We start from the raw sequence: 16,969 nt of genomic DNA on the forward strand, positions 1-16,969 counted from the left end.
GTGACGATGCTCCCGCGCCGGCACTGAAGCCTTCCTGAAGCGTCCTGAAGAGCTCTTCAGGAACCCGTCAGGAGCTCAGGGGAAGGGTGACGACGAACCGGGCGCCGCCCCAGCGGGAGTCGTCGACGACGACGGTCCCGCCTTCGGCCGCCGCGATGCCGCGCGCGATCGCGAGGCCGAGGCCGCTGCCACCGGCGTCGCGGCTGCGGGCCTCGTCGAGGCGGACGAAGCGCTCGAAGATGCGCTCGCGCTCCTTGACCGGCACGCCGTCGCCGTCATCCTCGATCGTGACGAACACGTGGCGGTCCGCCGGCGTCACCCCGATCGCGAGCCGGCCGCGCGCGTGCCGGGCGCCGTTGTCCGCCAGGTTGCGCAGGAGCTGGCCGAGCAGGCGCGGGTCACCGGAGACGCGGGCGGCCTGGATGCCGGAGCCGTCGACCTCCTGCCCCGCCGCGCGCAGCCGGCGCACCTCGCCGAGGGCCAGGTCGTCGAGATCGACCGGCTCGTCGTGCGGGGTGACGCCCTCGTCGAGGCGCGCGAGGAGCAGCAGCGACTCCACGATCCCCTGCAGCCGGACCCCCTCCTCGGACACGACCTCGGCCAGCTCGCCGATGCTCGTCACGCCCGGGTGCGCCTGCGCCAGCTCGGCGTGCTGTCGGATCGTCGCGAGCGGGGAGCGCAGCTCGTGCGAGGCGTCGGACACGAATCTCCGCTGCGCCGTCGCCGCGGCATCCAGCCGATCGAGCATGCCGTTCATGGTCGTCGCGAGCGCGGCGACCTCGTCGGCAGAGTCGGGCACCGCCACGCGCCGGTGGAGTCGCTCGGCCGTGATGCCGTCGACCTCCTGACGGATGCGCGTCACGGGTCGGAGCGCGCGACCGGTCACGAACCACGTGGTGCCCGCGACGAGCAGGAGCACGAGAGGGACCGCCACGGCCAGCAGCGTCGCGACCGTCGCCAGGGTCTCGGTGTCGTCCTCGACCGACACCGCGAGGACGATCGTCTGGTCGTCGTCGATGTCATCCGAGACGATGAGCATCGGCTCGCCGTCGACGGTCATCGTCTGCGCGTCGTCGGCGACCGGGAGGGGCGTCGACCCCAGTGCCTCGCGGGCATCCTCGCTGGCCGCTCGCACGGTGCCGTCCGCTCCGAGGATCTGCACGAACTCGTCGTCGAGGGTGTCGATGCCGGCGCCGTCGGACGCGCCCTCGCGATCGCCGAGCTGCTCGACGCGCTGCTGGGCCGCCTGCTCGGTGCTGCCGCGCACACTGCTGCTCAGCACGGCGTAGAACGAGACGGCTCCGATGACGAGGGCCACCGCGACGATCAGGGTGGCGCCGAGCGTCGTGCGGCCACGCACGGAACGCCACCAGCGACCGGCCACCGAACGGTCAGCCACCGTCGGCCGCCAAACGGTATCCGGCACCGCGGATCGTCTCGATCGCCTCGCGCCCGAACGGCTTGTCGAGCTTGCGGCGCAGGTGACCGACGTACACCTCGACGATGTTCGGGTCGCCGTCGAAGTCGTCATCCCAGACGCCGTCGATCAGGGCCCGCTTGGTCACGACCTGGCCGCGGTGACGCATCAGGTACTCGAGCACCGAGAACTCTCGGGCGGTCAGGGTCACCGGCGTCTCGCCCCGCCAGACGCGGTGGGCGGCGGGGTCGAGGCGCAGGTCGCCGGCCTCCAGGATCGCCGGTCGGGCGACCGCGCCGCGACGGACGAGTGCCCGGATGCGTGCGACGAGGATCGCGAACGAGAACGGCTTGGTGACGTAGTCGTCGGCACCGGTCTCGAGCGCCTCGACCTGATCCCATTCGCCGTCCTTCGCGGTCAGCATGAGAACCGGCGTCCAGTTCTCCTCGGCGCGCAGCGCCTCGCACACCTTCCAGCCGCTCATCCCCGGCATCATCAGGTCGAGCACGATCGCGTCGTACCGGGTCTCGCGCGCCCGCCAGAGTCCGTCGACCCCGTTGTGCGCGACGTCGACGGCGAAGCCCTCGGCCTCGAGCCCGCGCCGCACGCCGTCGGCCAGGCGCACCTCGTCGTCGACCACCAGGATCCGCATTCCTCCAGTGTGGCGGTCCCACGCTGAATCGGGGCTGAAGCCGGGGCGGGGCGGTCTCACCGCGCGGTCGCGAAGTCCTGCCGGGTGAGGAGCTTCCCGTTCGGCAGCGGATGCTCGACCTGCGCCGTCAGCGACAGGCCGACCGCCGTCAGCGCAGCGGTGAGCCCGCCCGGGTCGACCTCCGAGGCGACCGATGCCAGTCCCGCGAAGGCCGCAGAGTAGCGGGTGCTGCTGACGAGCCCTGCCGTGCCGTTCTGCTGCGTCACGCACGAGAGGATGCCGATCCGCGCGGAGTTGGCGGCGACGAACGCGGCGAACTCCGGCAGCCCCACGTACTCGATGATGAGGTTGGCGAGCAGCAGATCGGTCGGTTCGATCGTGAGCGAGCGGTCGATCGAGCATTCCCGCAGCTGCATCCGCGCACCGAACGCCTCGCCGTACCTGGCGCGGCAGGCATCCAGATAGTCCGGGTTGATGTCGTACCCGGTGAGCGCATCGATCCGGGTCGGATCGACCTCATCCAGGCCGTTGCCGCCGGCGATGCCCAGGATGCCGATCCGGCGGGACGGGTGATCGCGCAGCTGATCGGCCGTGATCCGGCGCAGCAGGTCCAGCTGCCCGACGGACTGATCGCTCATGTGCGACTCGTACACGTCGAGACGGATGTCGCGCCAGGGGTTCGCCTCCATCCGTCCACTCTAGGGACGTGCGCGGTCAGATCTCGCCGAGGTGCTCCTGGATCTCGCGGATGACAGCGCCCAGCACCCCGGAGGCGAGCAGGCCGGGGCCGAGCGGGCCTGCCGTGTCCTCACCGAGGAGCGGCAGCCGGCGGAGTGCATCCGCCGCGTCGGGGGAGAGGCGATCGAGCTGCCAGGCCACCTCCCGACCGCGCACCCCGGGGTTCTCGGGGTGCGCGAGTTCGACGGCCTTCGCCGCGTAGGCCGCCGCCCCGAGCGCGTGGGCGCCCATGTGCGCGACCCCGGCGGCCTGGGCTGCGGCGCGCGCCGCGGCGACTCCGGCCGGCGTGCGCGCACTCGCCGCCGCACGCCCCGCGACGAAGCGGCGGCGGATCTCACCCGCGGCGTCGAGCTCGCCCCGGGCGTACGCCCGGGCTCGGGCGATGGCGTCGGCGGCGCGGTCGTCTTCCGGAGCCTCCACCGCGAACAGCGGCAACACGTGCTCCGCGCAGTCGGCGGCCCAGGCGGCGACGATCCGTCGCTCGGCGTCGCTCAGGGACTGGGGAGAGGCTGTTCCGGCCATGCCGCCCTCACCGCGCCCGACGAGCCGTGCGCGACCGGGCCGCCTCGTGGGCGTCGCGGAGCAGGGCGAGCACGGCATCCGCTGTCTTCTCCGCCGGGTCGATCACGCAGACCCAGCCGGCGGTGCCGTAGAGCGGATGCCGCTGGAACACATCGGCGTCGGTGGCGTGCGCCTCCGTCACGACGAGGGCGTCGGCGCGCTCCCGCCCGACATGGATGTTCACGCGGAACCGGTCGGGGGTGCCGAGATCGGACGACGTGTCGTCGGGGTAGTCCTTCGTGATGATGGTCCCGTAGGGCTGCGTGCGCTCCGGCATCCGGCCGTCGGGGGCGTGGTAGAAGTACGCGTCGCCCCACGAGAGCTCGGGGAAGTCGCTTCCGATCTCGGGGGCGACGACCAGTGCGCCGTCGAACCCGCGGACGTTCTCGATGATCTGCTGCATCTCCATGCTTCAATGATGAGCTTGAAGTGCTTATGTGGACTTCGACGCTAGAAGACAGGAGGATGCCGTGACGAACCCTCAAGTGCCTTCCCTCACGACGGCGCAGGTCGGACGGCTGCTCGGCTATTCGACGCAGCAGGTTCGCGACCTCGAGCGGCTCGGGGTGATCCCCTCCGCCGCCCGCGGAGTAAACGGGTACCGCCACTATCAGGAGAAGCACCTCGTGGCGCTCCGGGCCTATCGGGCGCTCGCCGCGGCCATCGGCCCGGTGCCGGCTCGGCAGCTGATGCCGGTGCTGATAGGCGGCACCGTGGAAGGCGCGGCCGCGCAGATCGACGACCTCCACGCGGCGCTGGCCGGTGAGCGCTCCCGCGTCCGCGAGGCGCTCCGCGGTCTGGACGTCGCCGTGCAGGATTCCACCGAGGTCTTCGGCGACGAGGATGCGATGACGATCGGCGAGCTCGCGCAGGCCCTCGACGTGCGCACCTCGGCCCTGCGCCACTGGGAGCGCGAGGGGATCCTCCATCCGCTGCGCACCGGTTCGTCCGGCTCCCGCTCCTACGGGTCGAGGGCGATCACCGAGGCCCGGGTCATCGCGGCGCTTCGCGCCGGCGGCTACGGCATCCCGCCGATCGCCCGCATCCTCGACCAGCTGCGCGGTCACGCGCTGACCGCCGACGCGCAGCGGATCCTCACCGACCGGCTCGTCGAGCTCACCCGCCGGAGCGTCGCCCTCCTCGCGGCCGCCGGCGCGCTGCACGATCTTCTCGACGCCGCCGCCGCGGGAGGGCTCCGACCTCAGGGAGCCACGGGGTAGTGGCTGGTGATCGCGATGCGGTTCCAGCTGTTGATCACGACCGTCAGCCAGGTCACCGCGGCGATCTGCTTCTCGGTCAGGATGCCGTCGACGTCGATGCCGCGATCATGAAGTCGACCGTGATCGCCGATCAGCGTCACCCGCTCGGCGATCTGCAGCGCCGCCTGCTCCTCGGGGGAGAAGTACTGCGACTCCCACCAGCCCGCGAGCACCGCGAGGCGATCGGCCGTCTCGCCGTGCTTCACGGCATCAGCCGAATGCATCCGCAGGCAGAACGCACAGCCGTTGAGCTGCGAGGCGCGCACCTTGACCAGTTCGACGAGCAGCGGCGACAGCCCGGCATCCGCTCCTGCCTCGGCGGCCTTCGCGGCGAACTCCAGCATCGCCTGGTACGGAGCCGAGTAGATCTTGCCGATGTTCACATGGGACACGTGGTCTCTCCTTCTTCCGGGCGCGTCTGCGCCCCCACCAGGATCGACGACGCAGCCCCGGGAGATGTGAGGCGCTGCGCGCTCCGGCATCCGTAGGCTGTACTCATGACCAAGAACATCTGGACCATCCTCGGCGTGATCCTGGCCGTCGTGATCGCCTGGTGGCTGGTGAGCGCCCTCTTCTCCGTGCTGTGGTTCATCGCCAAGCTGGCGATCGTCGCGGTGGTCGCCGTCGTGGTGTTCGTCGTGATCCGGAGCGTCTTCAGCCGCGCCGACGACTGAGTCGCCCGCGCCGTCGATCCGCCGTGACCATGACGGCCGCGATGACCACGGCGAGGACGTAGAACCAGGTCGCGAACTGGAAGACGGCGGCGTATGCGCCGGCGTCCGCCTGCGCACCCGCGCTCGTCGTCGCGTTCGCTGCCGCAGCGGTGAAGACGACGGTCAGCAGCGCCAGGCCGATGGTTCCGCCGAGCTGGTGCGCCGTGTTGACGAGACCGGATGCCGCGCCGTTGTCCTCCGGTGCGACGCGCGTCATGCCGAACTCGGTCAGCAGGATGATCGCGATCCCCTGCCCGACGCCGAGGACGAGGAGCGGTGGCAGGATGCCGCTGAAGAACGGCGTGTCCGTGTCGATCGCGCTCAGCCACAGCATCCCGCCACCGGCCACCGCGAGCGAGACCAGGAGGAGAAGCGGCTTGCCGATCCGCGCGCTCAGCGGGCGCACGAGGTACACCATCGCGAAGAACATCAGTGTGAGCGGGACGTAGGAGAGTCCGGCGACGACGGCGCTGAAGCCCTGCACGTTCTGCAGGTACTGGCTCAGGAAGTAGAACGTCGAGAACATCGCGCCGACGATGAGGATCCGCACGAGGTAGGCGCCGGATCGGGTGACGTCGCGGAACAGCCCCAGCGGCGTGATCGGCTGGATCGCCCGGCGCTCGATGAGGACGAAGGCGACGAGGAGGGCGACTGCCGCACCGAGGGTGGCGATCGTGACGGGGGCCGTCCAGCCGGACTCCGCGGCGCTGACGAGACCGAAGACGAGTGCGGTCATGCCCGAGGTCACCGTGAGTGCGCCCGGCACGTCGACGCGGCCGGCGGCCCGCGGCGTCTCGGGCAGGAAGCGGGGGGCGAGCAGCAGCACCGCGATGCCGATCGGCACGTTGATGAGCATCCCCCAGCGCCACGACAGCAGATCGGTGAAGAGTCCGCCGACGATGATGCCGGCGCTGCCGCCGGCGCCGATGACCGCGCTGTAGATGCTGATCGCGCGCGTCCGCTCCTCCGGCTGCGGGAAGGACTGCACCAGGAGGGCGAGCGTGGCCGGGATGGCGAACGCGGAGGCGATGCCCTGGAGCACACGAGCGAGGATGAGGACATCGGCCGAAGGCGCGAGGCCCGCCATGAGGGAAGCGGCGGTGAACAGGCCGACGCCCGCAGCGAAGACCCGCCGCCGCCCGAGCAGGTCGCCCGTGCGCGCCCCGAGCAGCAGCAGGCCGCCGAAGGCGAGTGCGTAGCTGTTCTGCACCCAGGAAAGGGAGGTGTCGGTGAATCCGAGTTCGCGCTGGACGTGGGGGAGCGCCGTGGTCACGATCGAGGTGTCGAGCACCATCATGAGCTGGCAGCCCATGATGACGGCGAGGACGACGGTCCTGCGCCAGGCGGGAGGGGTGCCGACGGGGACGTCGACGGATGCGGTGGACATGGAGAACTCCTAAGTAACTGACTGGTTCGTTACATAGCATCGCTCGTGTTATCGGCTTTGTCAACTAACTGGTTACTTGTTAGAATGGGGATCATGGTCAGGGACGCAGAGGCGACGAAGAAGCGCATCCTGGATGCCGCGGAGGAGGAGTTCGCCCGCTACGGCATCGCCGGCGCGCGTGTCGACCGCATCGCCGAGAACGCGCAGGCGAACAAGGCCATGCTCTACCGCTACTTCGACAGCAAGGACGGCCTGTTCGACGAGGTGTTCTCGCAGCGGGTGGTCGCGGTCAGAGACGCCACCGCGTTCGATGCGGAGGATCTCCCCGGCTACGCCGCTCGCTCCTTCGACCTGTACGAGCAGAACCCGAACACGCTCCGTCTGACGAACTGGCACATTCTCGAGCGCGGAGAAGCGGCGCTCGATGTGCTGACGAAGGCGCACGCCGAGAAGCTCGCGCAGATCGAGCGCGCGCAGAGGTCAGGCCATCTGCCGACGGATCGCTCGCCGATCGAGCTGCTCACGGCGGTGCGTGCTCTCGCGATGGCGTGGCACACCCTCACGCCGGAGATGAATCGCGTGCCCCTTCCGGACGCCGCGCGTCGGCGCGAGGTCGTGGTCGAGAACGTCCGGGCGCTGCTCGCCTGATCGCCGCGAGGCTCACACTCATCCCCGGTGATTCGTCGGAGAGGTATGAGACGACTCCATATCCTCGCCCTCGCCCTCTCCGCCGCGCTCGGAGTGTTCGTCGGCGGCTGGGCGTACTTCGCGCCCCAGGGTTTCTACGACTCGTTCCCCGGCGCGCTCGGGTCGTGGGTGTCCGTCGACGGTCCCTTCAACGAGCATCTGATCCGTGACGTCGGCGCGATGTACCTGGCGCTCGCCGCGGCGAGCATCGGCGGACTGCTGTGGCGCAGCACAGTCGGCTTCCGCGTGCTCGGCATCGCCTGGACGGTGTTCGGCGTGCTGCACTTCCTCTATCACGCGCTCCATCTGGAGCACATGTCGCTCGAGTCGGCGATCGGCGAGATGGTCGCCCTGGGTGTCAGCCTCGTGCTCGGTGTCGTGCTGCTGCTCCCCGAGCGCGAGGCCCACAGGCCTACGCGGTGACGCGCGACCCGATGCGGTACTTGGCCGCGCGGTGCGTGTCCTGCACGCGGTCGCCCTTGCCCTGCAGCTTGTGGCGCAGGGTCCCCGGCGTGTACTCCTCCGGGTAGGCGCCGCGGGCGCGGAGCACCGGGATGACATGCTCGATGACGTCCTGCCAGGTGCCGGGCGTGACCGCGTAGGCGAGGTTGAATCCGTCGATGTCGGTCTCGTCGACCCAGGACTGCAGCTCGTCGGCGATCTCCTCGCCGGAGCCGACGACCGTGGGGCCGAGGCCGCCGATCGCGTTGTGCCGGCCGAAGTCGCCGACGGTCCACTCGCGTCCGAGATCCGCCTCTTCCTTCAGGTGCTGCAGCACCGACTGGATCGCGTTCGACTCGACGTTGCCGACGGGCTCGTCCTCGCGGTACTGCGACAGGTCGACGCCCATCCAGCCCGACATGAAGGTCAGCGCGCCCTCGGGGCTCGCGTAGGTGAGGTACTCGGCGTGCTTCGCGGTCGCCTCTTCGCTGGTCGCGCCGGTGATGACCGTGAGCAGCGTGTAGATGCGCGCGTCGTAGCGGTCGCGGCCGGCGGCTTCGAGGGCGTCGCGGATGCGCTTCACGGTTCCCGCGAGCACCTCCTTCGAGGGCGCGGCGACGAAGATGGCCTCGGCGTTCTCGGCCGCGAAGCGCACGCCGCGCGGGCTCGCGCCGGCCTGGTAGATCACGGGAGTGCGCTGCGGAGAGGGCTCGGAGATGTGGATGCCGGGAACGCTGAAGTGCTTGCCCTCGTGCCCGATCGGATGCACCTTCGTGTGGTCGGTGAAGATGCCCCGCTCGCGGTCCTCGACGACGGCGTCGTCCTCCCAGGAGCCCTCCCACAGCTTGTAGAGCACCTCGACGTACTCGTCGGCGTGGTCGTACCGGTCGTCGTGCGCGAGCTGATCCTCCTGGCCCATGTTCCGCGCGGCGCTGGGCAGGTAGCCGGTGACGACGTTCCAGCCGATGCGGCCCTGGGTGAGGTGGTCGAGCGTGCTCAGGCGGCGGGCGAACGGATACGGGTGCTCGAAGGCGGTACCGGCCGTGATGCCGAAGCCCAGGTGCTCGGTGACCGCGGCCATCGCGCTCACGAGCAGGATCGGGTCGTTCACGGGCACCTGCGCGCCGTTGCGGATCGCGGCCTCGTTCGTGCCGCCGTACACGTCGTAGGTGCCGAGCACGTCGGCGATGAAGATGCCGTCGAAGGTCGCGCTCTCGAGCAGCTTCGCGAGATCCGTCCAGTAGCTGATCGTGTTGTACTGGCGCGAACGATCCTCCGGATGCCGCCACAGCCCGGACGACTGGTGGGCGACGCAGTTCATGTCGAAGGCGTTGAAGCGGATCTGACGAGTCATGGAGACCATGAAACGTCACCGGGCCTCAGTAATCCAGCCTCGGTGAAACGCGCGGACACACGGGAGCGGGGAGCCGGAACAGCGGACGACGCCCGCTGCCGGGGAGGCAGCGGGCGTCGTCGGCGGGGGCGGGTGATCAGGAGGAGACAGGCGCCGATGCGGTCGCGATCAGGTCGTCCATGAGCGAGCGGGCGTTGCCGTAGCCCTCCGCGATCGCGGCGTGCTGCATCGCGAGCAGCACGTAGTCGGCGTTCTCGGCGACCGCGAACTCCTTCTCGATGGTCGTCCAGGCGGGCAGCACCCAGGGCTTGTCGTTCGCGCGCGCCGCCGCGATCACACGGCGGAAGTCGTCGAAGTCGGCCTCGGTCTGCCGGTACGCGCCGCGGCCGCTCATGGCGGCCAGGTCGCCGGGGCCGATGAAGATGCCGTCGACGGTGGGCAGCGCCGCGATCGCCTCGACGTCGCGCAGGGCCCGCGGATCCTCGACCATCGGGAACACCTTGATGTCGCGGTCCTGCGCGGCGATCCACTCGTCCGAGTATCCGCGGTAGCTCATCGTGCGGCCGCCCGCGAGGCTTCGCGAGCCGAGCGGCGGGAACTTCGCGAAGTCGGTGACGAGCTTCGCGTGCTCGAGCCCTTCGATGTGGGGGATGATCACACCGTCTGAGCCGAAGTCGAGGGCCTGCTGGATCGCGCCGCGCTCGGGGACCAGCACCTTCGACAGCACCTCGAGCCCGAGGCCCTTGAGCAGCGGGATGAAGCGCTCAAGGATCGAGAGGTCGAACGAGCCGTGCTCGATGTCGAGCACCACGAAGTCGTATCCGAGACCGGCGACGATCTCGCCGATCGCGCTGCTGCCGTCCGACAGCCAGGCTCCCTGCTTGAGCGAATGAGACATGTTGTTCCTTTCTTTCGGTGCCGACGGCGTCAGGCCGAGGCGACCACGGTGAAGCGGCGGTTGGCGAGCGAGGGATTGACGGAGCGCACCTGGGCGACGCGTTCGGGCGTGGCGTCGGCGACCGCGATGCCGCTGCTCTCGCCGATCTCGCCGAGCGTGATGCCCATGGGATCGACGATGATGCTGCCGCCGGTGCCGACGCCGGGTCCCTGCGACACCGCGGCGACATACAGGGTGTTCTCGATCGCGCGGGCGCGGGCGAGCGTGTTCCAGTGGTCCTCCTTGCGGGCGCCCGGCATCCACGCCGCGGGGTAGAGCAGCAGGTCGACGCCGGCGTCGGCGTGCTCGCGCGCGGCCTCGGGGAAGCGCAGGTCGTAGCAGGTCAGCATCCCGATCGTGACGTCGTCGATCGTGAACGTCACGGGGCCGTCGATGTCGCCGGGGCGGATGTGCTCGGACTCGAGGAACCCGAACGCGTCGTACAGGTGGAGCTTGTGGTACACCCGGGAGAGGCCGTCATCCGGCGTCACCAGCACGAGCGTGTTGTATCCGCGCGACTCGTCGTCGATCGACTCGAGCATGCCCGCGACGATCGCGACTCCCGTGCGGCGAGCCAGTCCGGCCAGCGCCGTCACGAACGGACCATCCAGTGCCTCGCCCTGCTTCACGAACTCGGCGTCGAGGTTCGGGACGTCGAACATGGCGAACTCGGGGAACACCACCAGGCGTGCGCCGGCGGCGGCCGCCTCTTCCGTGAGACGGGTGATCTCCTCGAGGTTGGCGGCCTTGTCGCCGCCCGAGACCATCTGGCCGATCGCGAACTTCATGATTCTCCTTTGATCGAGACGAGGCTCTCCGGATCGGAGAGCACGGTGATGCAGTGCTGCACGAAGGCGCGCCCGACCGAGTCGAGTCGGCGTTCGAACCACGAGATCGAGGTGGTGAGTCCCACCGAGGGATTGACCAGCGTGCGGTACACGACGTTGTGCTGCGGGATGTCCGACAGCGATTTCGGGATGAAGCACACGCCCATGCCCGCCGACACCATGGCGGCCTGGTCGAGGTACGAGCCCATGACCTCGAGCGAGCGCGGGGAGAACCCGGCGCGCATGCACGCCGTCACGACGGCGTCGTAGCCGGTCGGGTTGGCGGTGCGCGGACCCTGGAGGATGCGCTCGTTGCGCAGCATCGCGAAATCCACCTCCTCCACGCCGGCGAGCGGATGGTCGTCGGGCAGGGCCACGAGGTAGTCCTCGGAGAACAGCGCGGCCGACGAGAGATCCTTGAGGTCGGGCTCGGTGAGCAGGATCGCGACGTCGATCGACCCCTGCTCGAGCTCGTCCACCAGCAGGGAGGTGGGGATGCTGCGCACCTGGACGGTCGCGGTCGGATGCGCGCGGATGAACTGCCGTACGGCTCCCGCCGGCGAGCTGAACATCATCGCCGGGACGATCCCGACCCGCACCCGCCCGAACTCATGGCTGCGCTGATCGTCGAGCAGCTGCGTGATGTGCTGCATGGCCTCGAGCACGCGCCGGCACCGATAGTAGAACTCGCGTCCGGCCTCGGTAGGCGTGATGGGCCGTGTGGAGCGGTCGATCAAGGCGACACCCACGTCCTTCTCCAGCCGTGAGATCTGCTGCGAGAGTGCGGGAGCGGTGATGAAGAGGCTGTCGGCGGCCTGCTTGAAACCGCCGGCGTCGACCAGCGTGACGAACAGCTCGAGGCGTCGCGTCTCCATGTCTAGGCCCCCCTCAGTGCGTGCCGCTCGGCGCGACGCACCCTCTGGATCTCGGGATCGGGAACCGGCGCCGCCGCGATCAGACGCTTGGTGTACTCATCGACCGGATGGTGCAGCACGTCCTCCGTGGGGCCTTCCTCGATCACGTCGCCATGACGCAGGACCACGACGCGGTTCGACAGGGTCTCGACCACCGAGAGGTCGTGGCTGATGAACAGACACGAGAACCCGAGTTCGCGCTGGAGCGCGAGGAACAGGTCCAGCACCTGCGCCTGCACCGACACGTCGAGCGCCGAGGTCGGTTCGTCGGCGATCATGAGCACGGGGTCGGTCGCGATGGCTCGGGCGATGCCGATGCGCTGACGTTGACCGCCCGAGAGCTCGTGCGGGTAGCGGTCGCACCAGTCGGGGTTCAGCTGCACCTGCTCCAGCAGCTCCTTCGCGCGGGTGCGGCGTGCGCGGGGATCCCGGACGAGTCCCTGCCACAGAAGCGGGTCGGAGATCGCCTGCCCGATCGTGCGCCGAGGGTTGAGCGACGACGCCGGGTCCTGGAACACCATCGTCACGTGGCGGCGCAGCTGACGCAGCGCCCGCCCCGGGCGACCGGTGATGCGTTCGCCGCGGACCTCGAGCAGGCCCTCGGTCACGGGCAGCAGCCCGATCGCCGCCTTGCCGATCGTGGACTTGCCAGAGCCCGACTCGCCGACGAGACCGACGATCTCGCCGCGTGCGACCTCCAGATCGATGCCGTTGATGGCCTGGAACCCGGGCCGCCGCCAGCGTCCGGGATAGCGGATGACGGCATCCTGCAGGCGCAGCACGGTCTCGGGCAACGGGGTGGCGGCGGTCACGCCGTCGATGCGCAGCTTGTTCCTCGCCGCCGACAGGAAGTCGTCCGCCTTGCCCAGGTGCGGCACGGCCGCGAGCAGCGCCTGCGTGTACGGCTCCTTCGGGTGGCGGAAGAGCTCCGCCGACGGGGCGCTCTCCACGACCCGGCCGTCCTTCATCACGACGACCTGATCGGCCACATCCGCCACGACGCCCATGTCGTGCGTGATGATCAGCACGGCCATGCCCATCCGCTCCTGGATCTCGGCGATCAGGTCCAGGATCTCGGCCTGCACCGTGACGTCGAGCGCCGTGGTCGGCTCGTCCGCGATGAGCAGGTCAGGCTCCGAGGAGATCGCCATCGCGATCATCGCCCGCTGGCGCTGGCCGCCGGAGAGCTGGTGGGGATATTGATCGACCTTCTCCTCGGGCGAGGGCATGTGCACGTCGCGCAGCAGCTGCACGGCGCGCGCACGCACCGTCTTGGCGTCGAGGTCATGGTGGCTCGTGAGCGCCTCGGCCAGCTGGTGCCCGATCGTGTAGACGGGATTCAGCGCCGTCATCGGCTCCTGGAAGATGGTCGCGATGCGGGCGCCCCGCAGCGGTCGCAGCCCCTTGTCGCGCATCGGCACCAGGTCGATGCCGTCGAACAGGATGCGTCCGCTGCGCCGCGCGTTCGGGGGGAGCAGATCGAGGATCGACATCGCGGTGACGGATTTGCCAGAGCCCGACTCGCCGACGAGCGCGAGGGTCTGGCGCCGGTCGACGCTGAACGACACGTCGTAGGTGACCTGACGCGGCCCATCGGGGGTGGCGAACTCGACGGACAGCCCGTCGACCTGCAGCAGCGGTTCGGTCATGAGCGCTTCTTCGCTTTCGGGTCGAGGAGGTCCCGCAGTGCGTCGCCGAGGATGCCGAAGGCGAGGATCGTCAGCACGATCACGGCTCCGGGCACGAGCAGCACATGCGGATCGGTGGTGAGGTAGCGCTGGCCCTGCGCGACCATGGAGCCCCAGGACGGGGTGGGCGGCACGACGCCGAGGCCCAGGTAGCTGAGCCCGGACTCCATCAGGATCGCCGCAGCCATCGTGAGCGAGAACTGGACGATGATCGGCGCGGAGACGTTCGCGAGCACGGTGCGGAACAGGATCACGATCGTCGGAGCGCCGAACGTGCGCGCTGCGTCCACGTACTCCTCGCGCTTGATGGAGAGCACCTGCCCGTAGGTGATGCGGGCGAAGATGGGCGCGAAGAGCACCCCGATCGCGATGATGAGCGTGACCGGCCCTGGGCCGTACAGCGTCACGGCCAGCAGGGCGAGCACGATCGGCGGGAACGCGAGGATCACGTCGACCACGAGCCGCATGGTCACGATCTCGGTGAGCCCGTTGAAGTAGCCGCCGAGCAGTCCCAGCAGGGTTCCGAGGACGGTCGCGAGCAGAGTCGCTCCGAGGGCGATGAACAGCTCCACCTGAGCGCCGAACATGATGCGGGAGAGGATGTCGCGGCCGAGCTCGTCGGTGCACAGCAGGTGACCGGGGCTGAACAGCGGCTGCAGTCGCAGGGCGACGTTCTGCGCGATGGGGTCGTACGGCGCGAGCAGCGGGGCGAACGCCATCAGGATGAGGATGACCAGGAGGTAGATCACCATGACCGTCCGCAGAGGCGTGATCGCCTGGCGGACGCGGGGGCTGAGTTTCATGCTCGCCTCACTCGGGGGTCGAGGATTCCGTAGGTGATGTCGACGACGATGTTGATCGCGATGAACAGCATCGCGATCACGATCACGACGCCCTGTACGACCGGGTAGTCGCGCGTCGTGACGCCGTCGACGAGCAGGCTCGACAGGCCGGGGTAGTTGAACACCCTCTCGACGAGGACAGTCGATCCGAGCAGTGTGCCGAAGCCGATGCCGACCACGGTCACCACGGGGGTCAGCGAGTTGCGCAGCACGTGCCGGCGGAACACCGTGAACGGCGCCAGCCCGATCGACTTCGCGGTGCGCACCCAGTCCTGGGACTGCACCTCGAGGACGGCCGACCGTGTCATGCGCGCGATCTGCGCCGCGAAGCCGACTGCCAGCGACACCGCGGGCAGGGTGAGGCTCGTGATCGATCCGAGGAAGTCCTTCGACGGATCGACGTAGCCGCCGGCGGGGAACAGCCCGAGCGTGATCGAGAACACCAGGATCAGCACCGCGCCGAACACGAACACCGGAAGGGCGACGCCGATGGAGCTCAGGGCGGTGACGAGGGTGTCGACCCAGCCGCCGCGTCGGGCGGCGATCGCGCCCATCGCGACGCCGAAGACGATCGACAGCAGTGTGGCGAACACCACGAGGTTCAGCGTGCGGGGGAGGCGGGCGCCGATCGCCTCGAGCACGGGCTGCGAGGTGCGGAACGATTCGCCGAGGTCTCCGGTGAAGACGCCGCTGAGGAACGAGAGGTACTGCGTGAGCAGCGGCTGGTCGAGGCCGAGCTGCTCGCGGAGCGCGGCGACGGCTTCCGGGCTGGGCGCCCCGCCGTCACCGGTGCTCAGCAGCAGCACGGCGGGGTCGCCCGGGACGAGTTGGAGTGCGGAGAAGATGAGGGTGAGGACCAGCAGGACCAGTCCCACCCCCATCGCCAGCCGCTTCGCGATGAAGAGGAGCACGGGTCCTACTTCACCGAGGCGTGCGCCAGGTTGAGCGAGCTGTAGAAGACCAGGAAGCCGGGCAGGGTCTGGAATCCGCTCACCTTGTCGTTGTAGGCGTACGCCTGCTCACGGGTGTTGATCGAGGCGAACGGCACGTCCTCGGCCCAGATGTCGGCGATCTCCTGGTAGATCTCCTTCTTGGCGGCGTCGTCGTCGGCGGCACGCAGACCGTCTTCGATCAGGCCCCGCAGCGTGTCGTTGGAGTAGCCCCAGCCGACGTTGAAGTTGCGGCTGTCGACCACCCAGTTGAGCAGGTACGACGGGTCGGTGATCACACCGGCATCGCCCGAGACGGCGAGGTCGTACTCGCCGGCGTTGCCCTTGCTGACGCGGGTGGACCAGTCGGGGGCGTCGAGTGTCACGTCGATGCCGATCGCGCGGAGGTCCTCCTGCACCGACAGGGCGTTGTCCTGCAGGAACGTGTACTGCGAGGTCGAGAGCAGGGTGGCCGCGAAGCCGTCGGGGTACCCGGCCTCGGCGAGCAGCTCCTTGGCCTTCTTCGGGTCGTAGCTCCACAGCTCGGCGGCAGACGGGTCGTATGCGGGGTCGTCCTCGGGGATCACGATGCCGTCCAGCGGGGCGCCGTTGCTCTGGAACGCGGCGAGCACGGCGTTCTCGCGATTGAGCGCGTAGGCCACGGCCTGGCGCACCTTCGGATCGGCGAACGGGCCCTCCGTCACGTTGAACTGCACGTACTGGAACGGACCCTGCTGCGCGTCGACCGTGAGTCCAGCATCCGCCACCCGCTGGAAGTTCTCCCACGGGACGTACTCGATCATGTCGACGTCGCCGCTGAGCAGCGCGTTGGTGCGCGCTTCGCCGTCGGGGTAGAACTTCACCTCGATGCTGTCGAGCGCGACATCGTCGGCGTCGTAGAAGTCCTCGTCCTTCTCGACGGTGAGGCCGATGCCCTCTTGCAGGTCGGTCATCTCGAAGGGCCCGGCGCCCACCCAGTTGGGGGTGTCGGCGTTGAGCGACGTGTCGGGCACGATCGCGGCGAACGGCAGGGCGAGGTACTGCAGGAACGCCGTGTTCGGCTGGGCGAGGGTGATCGTGACGGTGTCGTCGGCGACCGTGATCTCGGTGACGTCCTTGAGGCCGGCGGCGAGCTGCGATCCGTTGGCGGGATCGCGGTAGTAGTCCAGCGAGTTCTTCACGTTCTCGGCGGTGAGCGGGGTGTCGTCATGGAACGTGAGATCGGGGCGGATGGTGAACACGTAGCTCGTCGGATCCGTGGTGTCGACCGACTCCGCGATACCGGGAACCACGGCTCCCGCCTCGTCGTAGGTCATCAGACCGCGGTGCACCATCGTGAGCAGCTGGTTGACCGCACCGCCCTGCTGCATGCCGGTGATCGGGGTGGCCGGTTCGGCGGAGAGGCCGAAGGTCAGCGTCTGCGGACCATCCGAACCGTCGGCGTCGCCGGAGTCGGACGAGCCTCCACACCCGGCGAGGACGAGGATCGAGGCGGCGCCGAAGGCGACGGCACCGATCCAGCGGTGAGCAGTCCGGCGGTCGTGTCGGGCGGGACGCGGTGAAATGGGCATGACAGAGTCCTTCCATGGTGGCGGGCACCATCGATCGAGATGTCACGAAACA

19 protein-coding genes are annotated in these 16,969 nt (G+C 69.3%); 4 read left to right on the plus strand and 15 right to left on the minus strand.

Annotated elements, in window-relative coordinates; translation table 11 throughout:
• Positions 1-67: 67 nt before the first annotated feature.
• From MRBLWH11_RS05620 to MRBLWH11_RS05640, 5 genes are read right to left on the minus strand one after another with little or no spacing between them, the layout of a single operon-like run.
• On the minus strand, positions 68-1,399 hold the full coding sequence (locus MRBLWH11_RS05620; protein ID WP_341947057.1) for a HAMP domain-containing sensor histidine kinase: 1,332 nt from the start codon (positions 1,397-1,399) through the stop codon (positions 68-70).
• A complete protein-coding gene (locus MRBLWH11_RS05625; RefSeq protein WP_116633441.1) occupies positions 1,392-2,069 on the minus strand; it encodes a response regulator transcription factor in 678 nt (225 codons plus the stop codon). The genes MRBLWH11_RS05620 and MRBLWH11_RS05625 overlap by 8 nt, the downstream gene beginning before the upstream one ends.
• Positions 2,070-2,125: 56 nt before the next feature.
• The gene (locus MRBLWH11_RS05630; RefSeq protein ID WP_341947059.1) at positions 2,126-2,758 is read right to left on the minus strand and encodes a hypothetical protein; all 633 of its coding nucleotides are present in this window, start codon (positions 2,756-2,758) and stop codon (positions 2,126-2,128) included.
• 25 nt (positions 2,759-2,783) lie between these two features.
• Positions 2,784-3,329, minus strand: coding sequence for a putative immunity protein (locus MRBLWH11_RS05635; RefSeq protein ID WP_341947060.1), 546 nt, complete (start codon positions 3,327-3,329; stop codon positions 2,784-2,786).
• Positions 3,330-3,336: 7 nt separating this feature from the next.
• A complete protein-coding gene (locus MRBLWH11_RS05640) occupies positions 3,337-3,777 on the minus strand; it encodes a DUF6194 family protein (protein ID WP_341947061.1) in 441 nt (146 codons plus the stop codon).
• A 61-nt stretch (positions 3,778-3,838) separates the two neighbouring features.
• Between MRBLWH11_RS05640 and MRBLWH11_RS05645 the strand changes: the two genes are divergently transcribed.
• Positions 3,839-4,588, plus strand: coding sequence for a MerR family transcriptional regulator (locus MRBLWH11_RS05645; RefSeq protein ID WP_341947062.1), 750 nt, complete (start codon positions 3,839-3,841; stop codon positions 4,586-4,588).
• Here MRBLWH11_RS05645 and MRBLWH11_RS05650 read toward each other — a convergent pair.
• Complete coding sequence (locus MRBLWH11_RS05650) at positions 4,570-5,019, minus strand: carboxymuconolactone decarboxylase family protein (protein ID WP_341947063.1); 450 nt, start codon at positions 5,017-5,019, stop codon at positions 4,570-4,572. The genes MRBLWH11_RS05645 and MRBLWH11_RS05650 overlap by 19 nt on opposite strands.
• Positions 5,020-5,124: 105 nt before the next feature.
• Between MRBLWH11_RS05650 and MRBLWH11_RS05655 the strand changes: the two genes are divergently transcribed.
• Complete coding sequence (locus MRBLWH11_RS05655; protein ID WP_165807961.1) at positions 5,125-5,301, plus strand: hypothetical protein; 177 nt, start codon at positions 5,125-5,127, stop codon at positions 5,299-5,301.
• Here MRBLWH11_RS05655 and MRBLWH11_RS05660 read toward each other — a convergent pair.
• The gene (locus tag MRBLWH11_RS05660) at positions 5,282-6,727 is read right to left on the minus strand and encodes an MFS transporter (RefSeq protein ID WP_341947065.1); all 1,446 of its coding nucleotides are present in this window, start codon (positions 6,725-6,727) and stop codon (positions 5,282-5,284) included. The genes MRBLWH11_RS05655 and MRBLWH11_RS05660 overlap by 20 nt on opposite strands.
• Positions 6,728-6,820: 93 nt before the next feature.
• Between MRBLWH11_RS05660 and MRBLWH11_RS05665 the strand changes: the two genes are divergently transcribed.
• Together MRBLWH11_RS05665 and MRBLWH11_RS05670 are read left to right on the plus strand one after the other, a co-directional pair.
• Positions 6,821-7,375, plus strand: coding sequence for a TetR family transcriptional regulator (locus MRBLWH11_RS05665; protein WP_341947066.1), 555 nt, complete (start codon positions 6,821-6,823; stop codon positions 7,373-7,375).
• A 45-nt stretch (positions 7,376-7,420) separates the two neighbouring features.
• Entirely contained in the window at positions 7,421-7,837 is a 417-nt protein-coding gene (locus MRBLWH11_RS05670) for a hypothetical protein (protein ID WP_341947068.1), read from the plus strand.
• On the opposite strand, the gene MRBLWH11_RS05675 is transcribed toward MRBLWH11_RS05670, so the two are convergent.
• The 8 genes from MRBLWH11_RS05675 to MRBLWH11_RS05710 all read right to left on the minus strand — a co-directional run bounded on the left by MRBLWH11_RS05675 (position 7,827) and on the right by MRBLWH11_RS05710 (position 16,917).
• Complete coding sequence (locus MRBLWH11_RS05675) at positions 7,827-9,209, minus strand: LLM class flavin-dependent oxidoreductase (protein ID WP_116633985.1); 1,383 nt, start codon at positions 9,207-9,209, stop codon at positions 7,827-7,829. The genes MRBLWH11_RS05670 and MRBLWH11_RS05675 overlap by 11 nt on opposite strands.
• 136 nt (positions 9,210-9,345) lie before the next feature.
• The gene (locus MRBLWH11_RS05680; protein WP_116633448.1) at positions 9,346-10,107 is read right to left on the minus strand and encodes an aldolase/citrate lyase family protein; all 762 of its coding nucleotides are present in this window, start codon (positions 10,105-10,107) and stop codon (positions 9,346-9,348) included.
• 29 nt (positions 10,108-10,136) lie between these two features.
• Positions 10,137-10,934 (minus strand): carbon-nitrogen hydrolase family protein, encoded by a 798-nt coding sequence (locus MRBLWH11_RS05685; RefSeq protein WP_341947070.1) that lies wholly within the window; start codon positions 10,932-10,934, stop codon positions 10,137-10,139.
• Positions 10,931-11,848 (minus strand): LysR family transcriptional regulator, encoded by a 918-nt coding sequence (locus MRBLWH11_RS05690; RefSeq protein WP_116633450.1) that lies wholly within the window; start codon positions 11,846-11,848, stop codon positions 10,931-10,933. Before MRBLWH11_RS05690 ends, MRBLWH11_RS05685 begins: the two co-directional genes overlap by 4 nt.
• Positions 11,849-11,850: 2 nt before the next feature.
• On the minus strand, positions 11,851-13,536 hold the full coding sequence (locus MRBLWH11_RS05695; RefSeq protein WP_341947072.1) for an ABC transporter ATP-binding protein: 1,686 nt from the start codon (positions 13,534-13,536) through the stop codon (positions 11,851-11,853).
• Positions 13,533-14,378: an ABC transporter permease gene (locus MRBLWH11_RS05700; protein ID WP_341947073.1), complete on the minus strand. Its 846-nt coding sequence runs from the start codon at positions 14,376-14,378 to the stop codon at positions 13,533-13,535. Before MRBLWH11_RS05700 ends, MRBLWH11_RS05695 begins: the two co-directional genes overlap by 4 nt.
• The gene (locus tag MRBLWH11_RS05705; RefSeq protein ID WP_341947074.1) at positions 14,375-15,328 is read right to left on the minus strand and encodes an ABC transporter permease; all 954 of its coding nucleotides are present in this window, start codon (positions 15,326-15,328) and stop codon (positions 14,375-14,377) included. The genes MRBLWH11_RS05700 and MRBLWH11_RS05705 overlap by 4 nt, the downstream gene beginning before the upstream one ends.
• Before the next feature lie 5 nt (positions 15,329-15,333).
• Positions 15,334-16,917 carry an ABC transporter substrate-binding protein gene (locus MRBLWH11_RS05710; RefSeq protein ID WP_116633453.1) on the minus strand — a complete coding sequence of 528 codons (1,584 nt, stop codon included), beginning with the start codon at positions 16,915-16,917 and terminating at the stop codon, positions 15,334-15,336.
• Positions 16,918-16,969: the final 52 nt, after the last annotated feature.

The organism is Microbacterium sp. LWH11-1.2 (genome assembly GCF_038397745.1).
Taxonomy (GTDB): Bacteria; Actinomycetota; Actinomycetes; order Actinomycetales; family Microbacteriaceae; genus Microbacterium.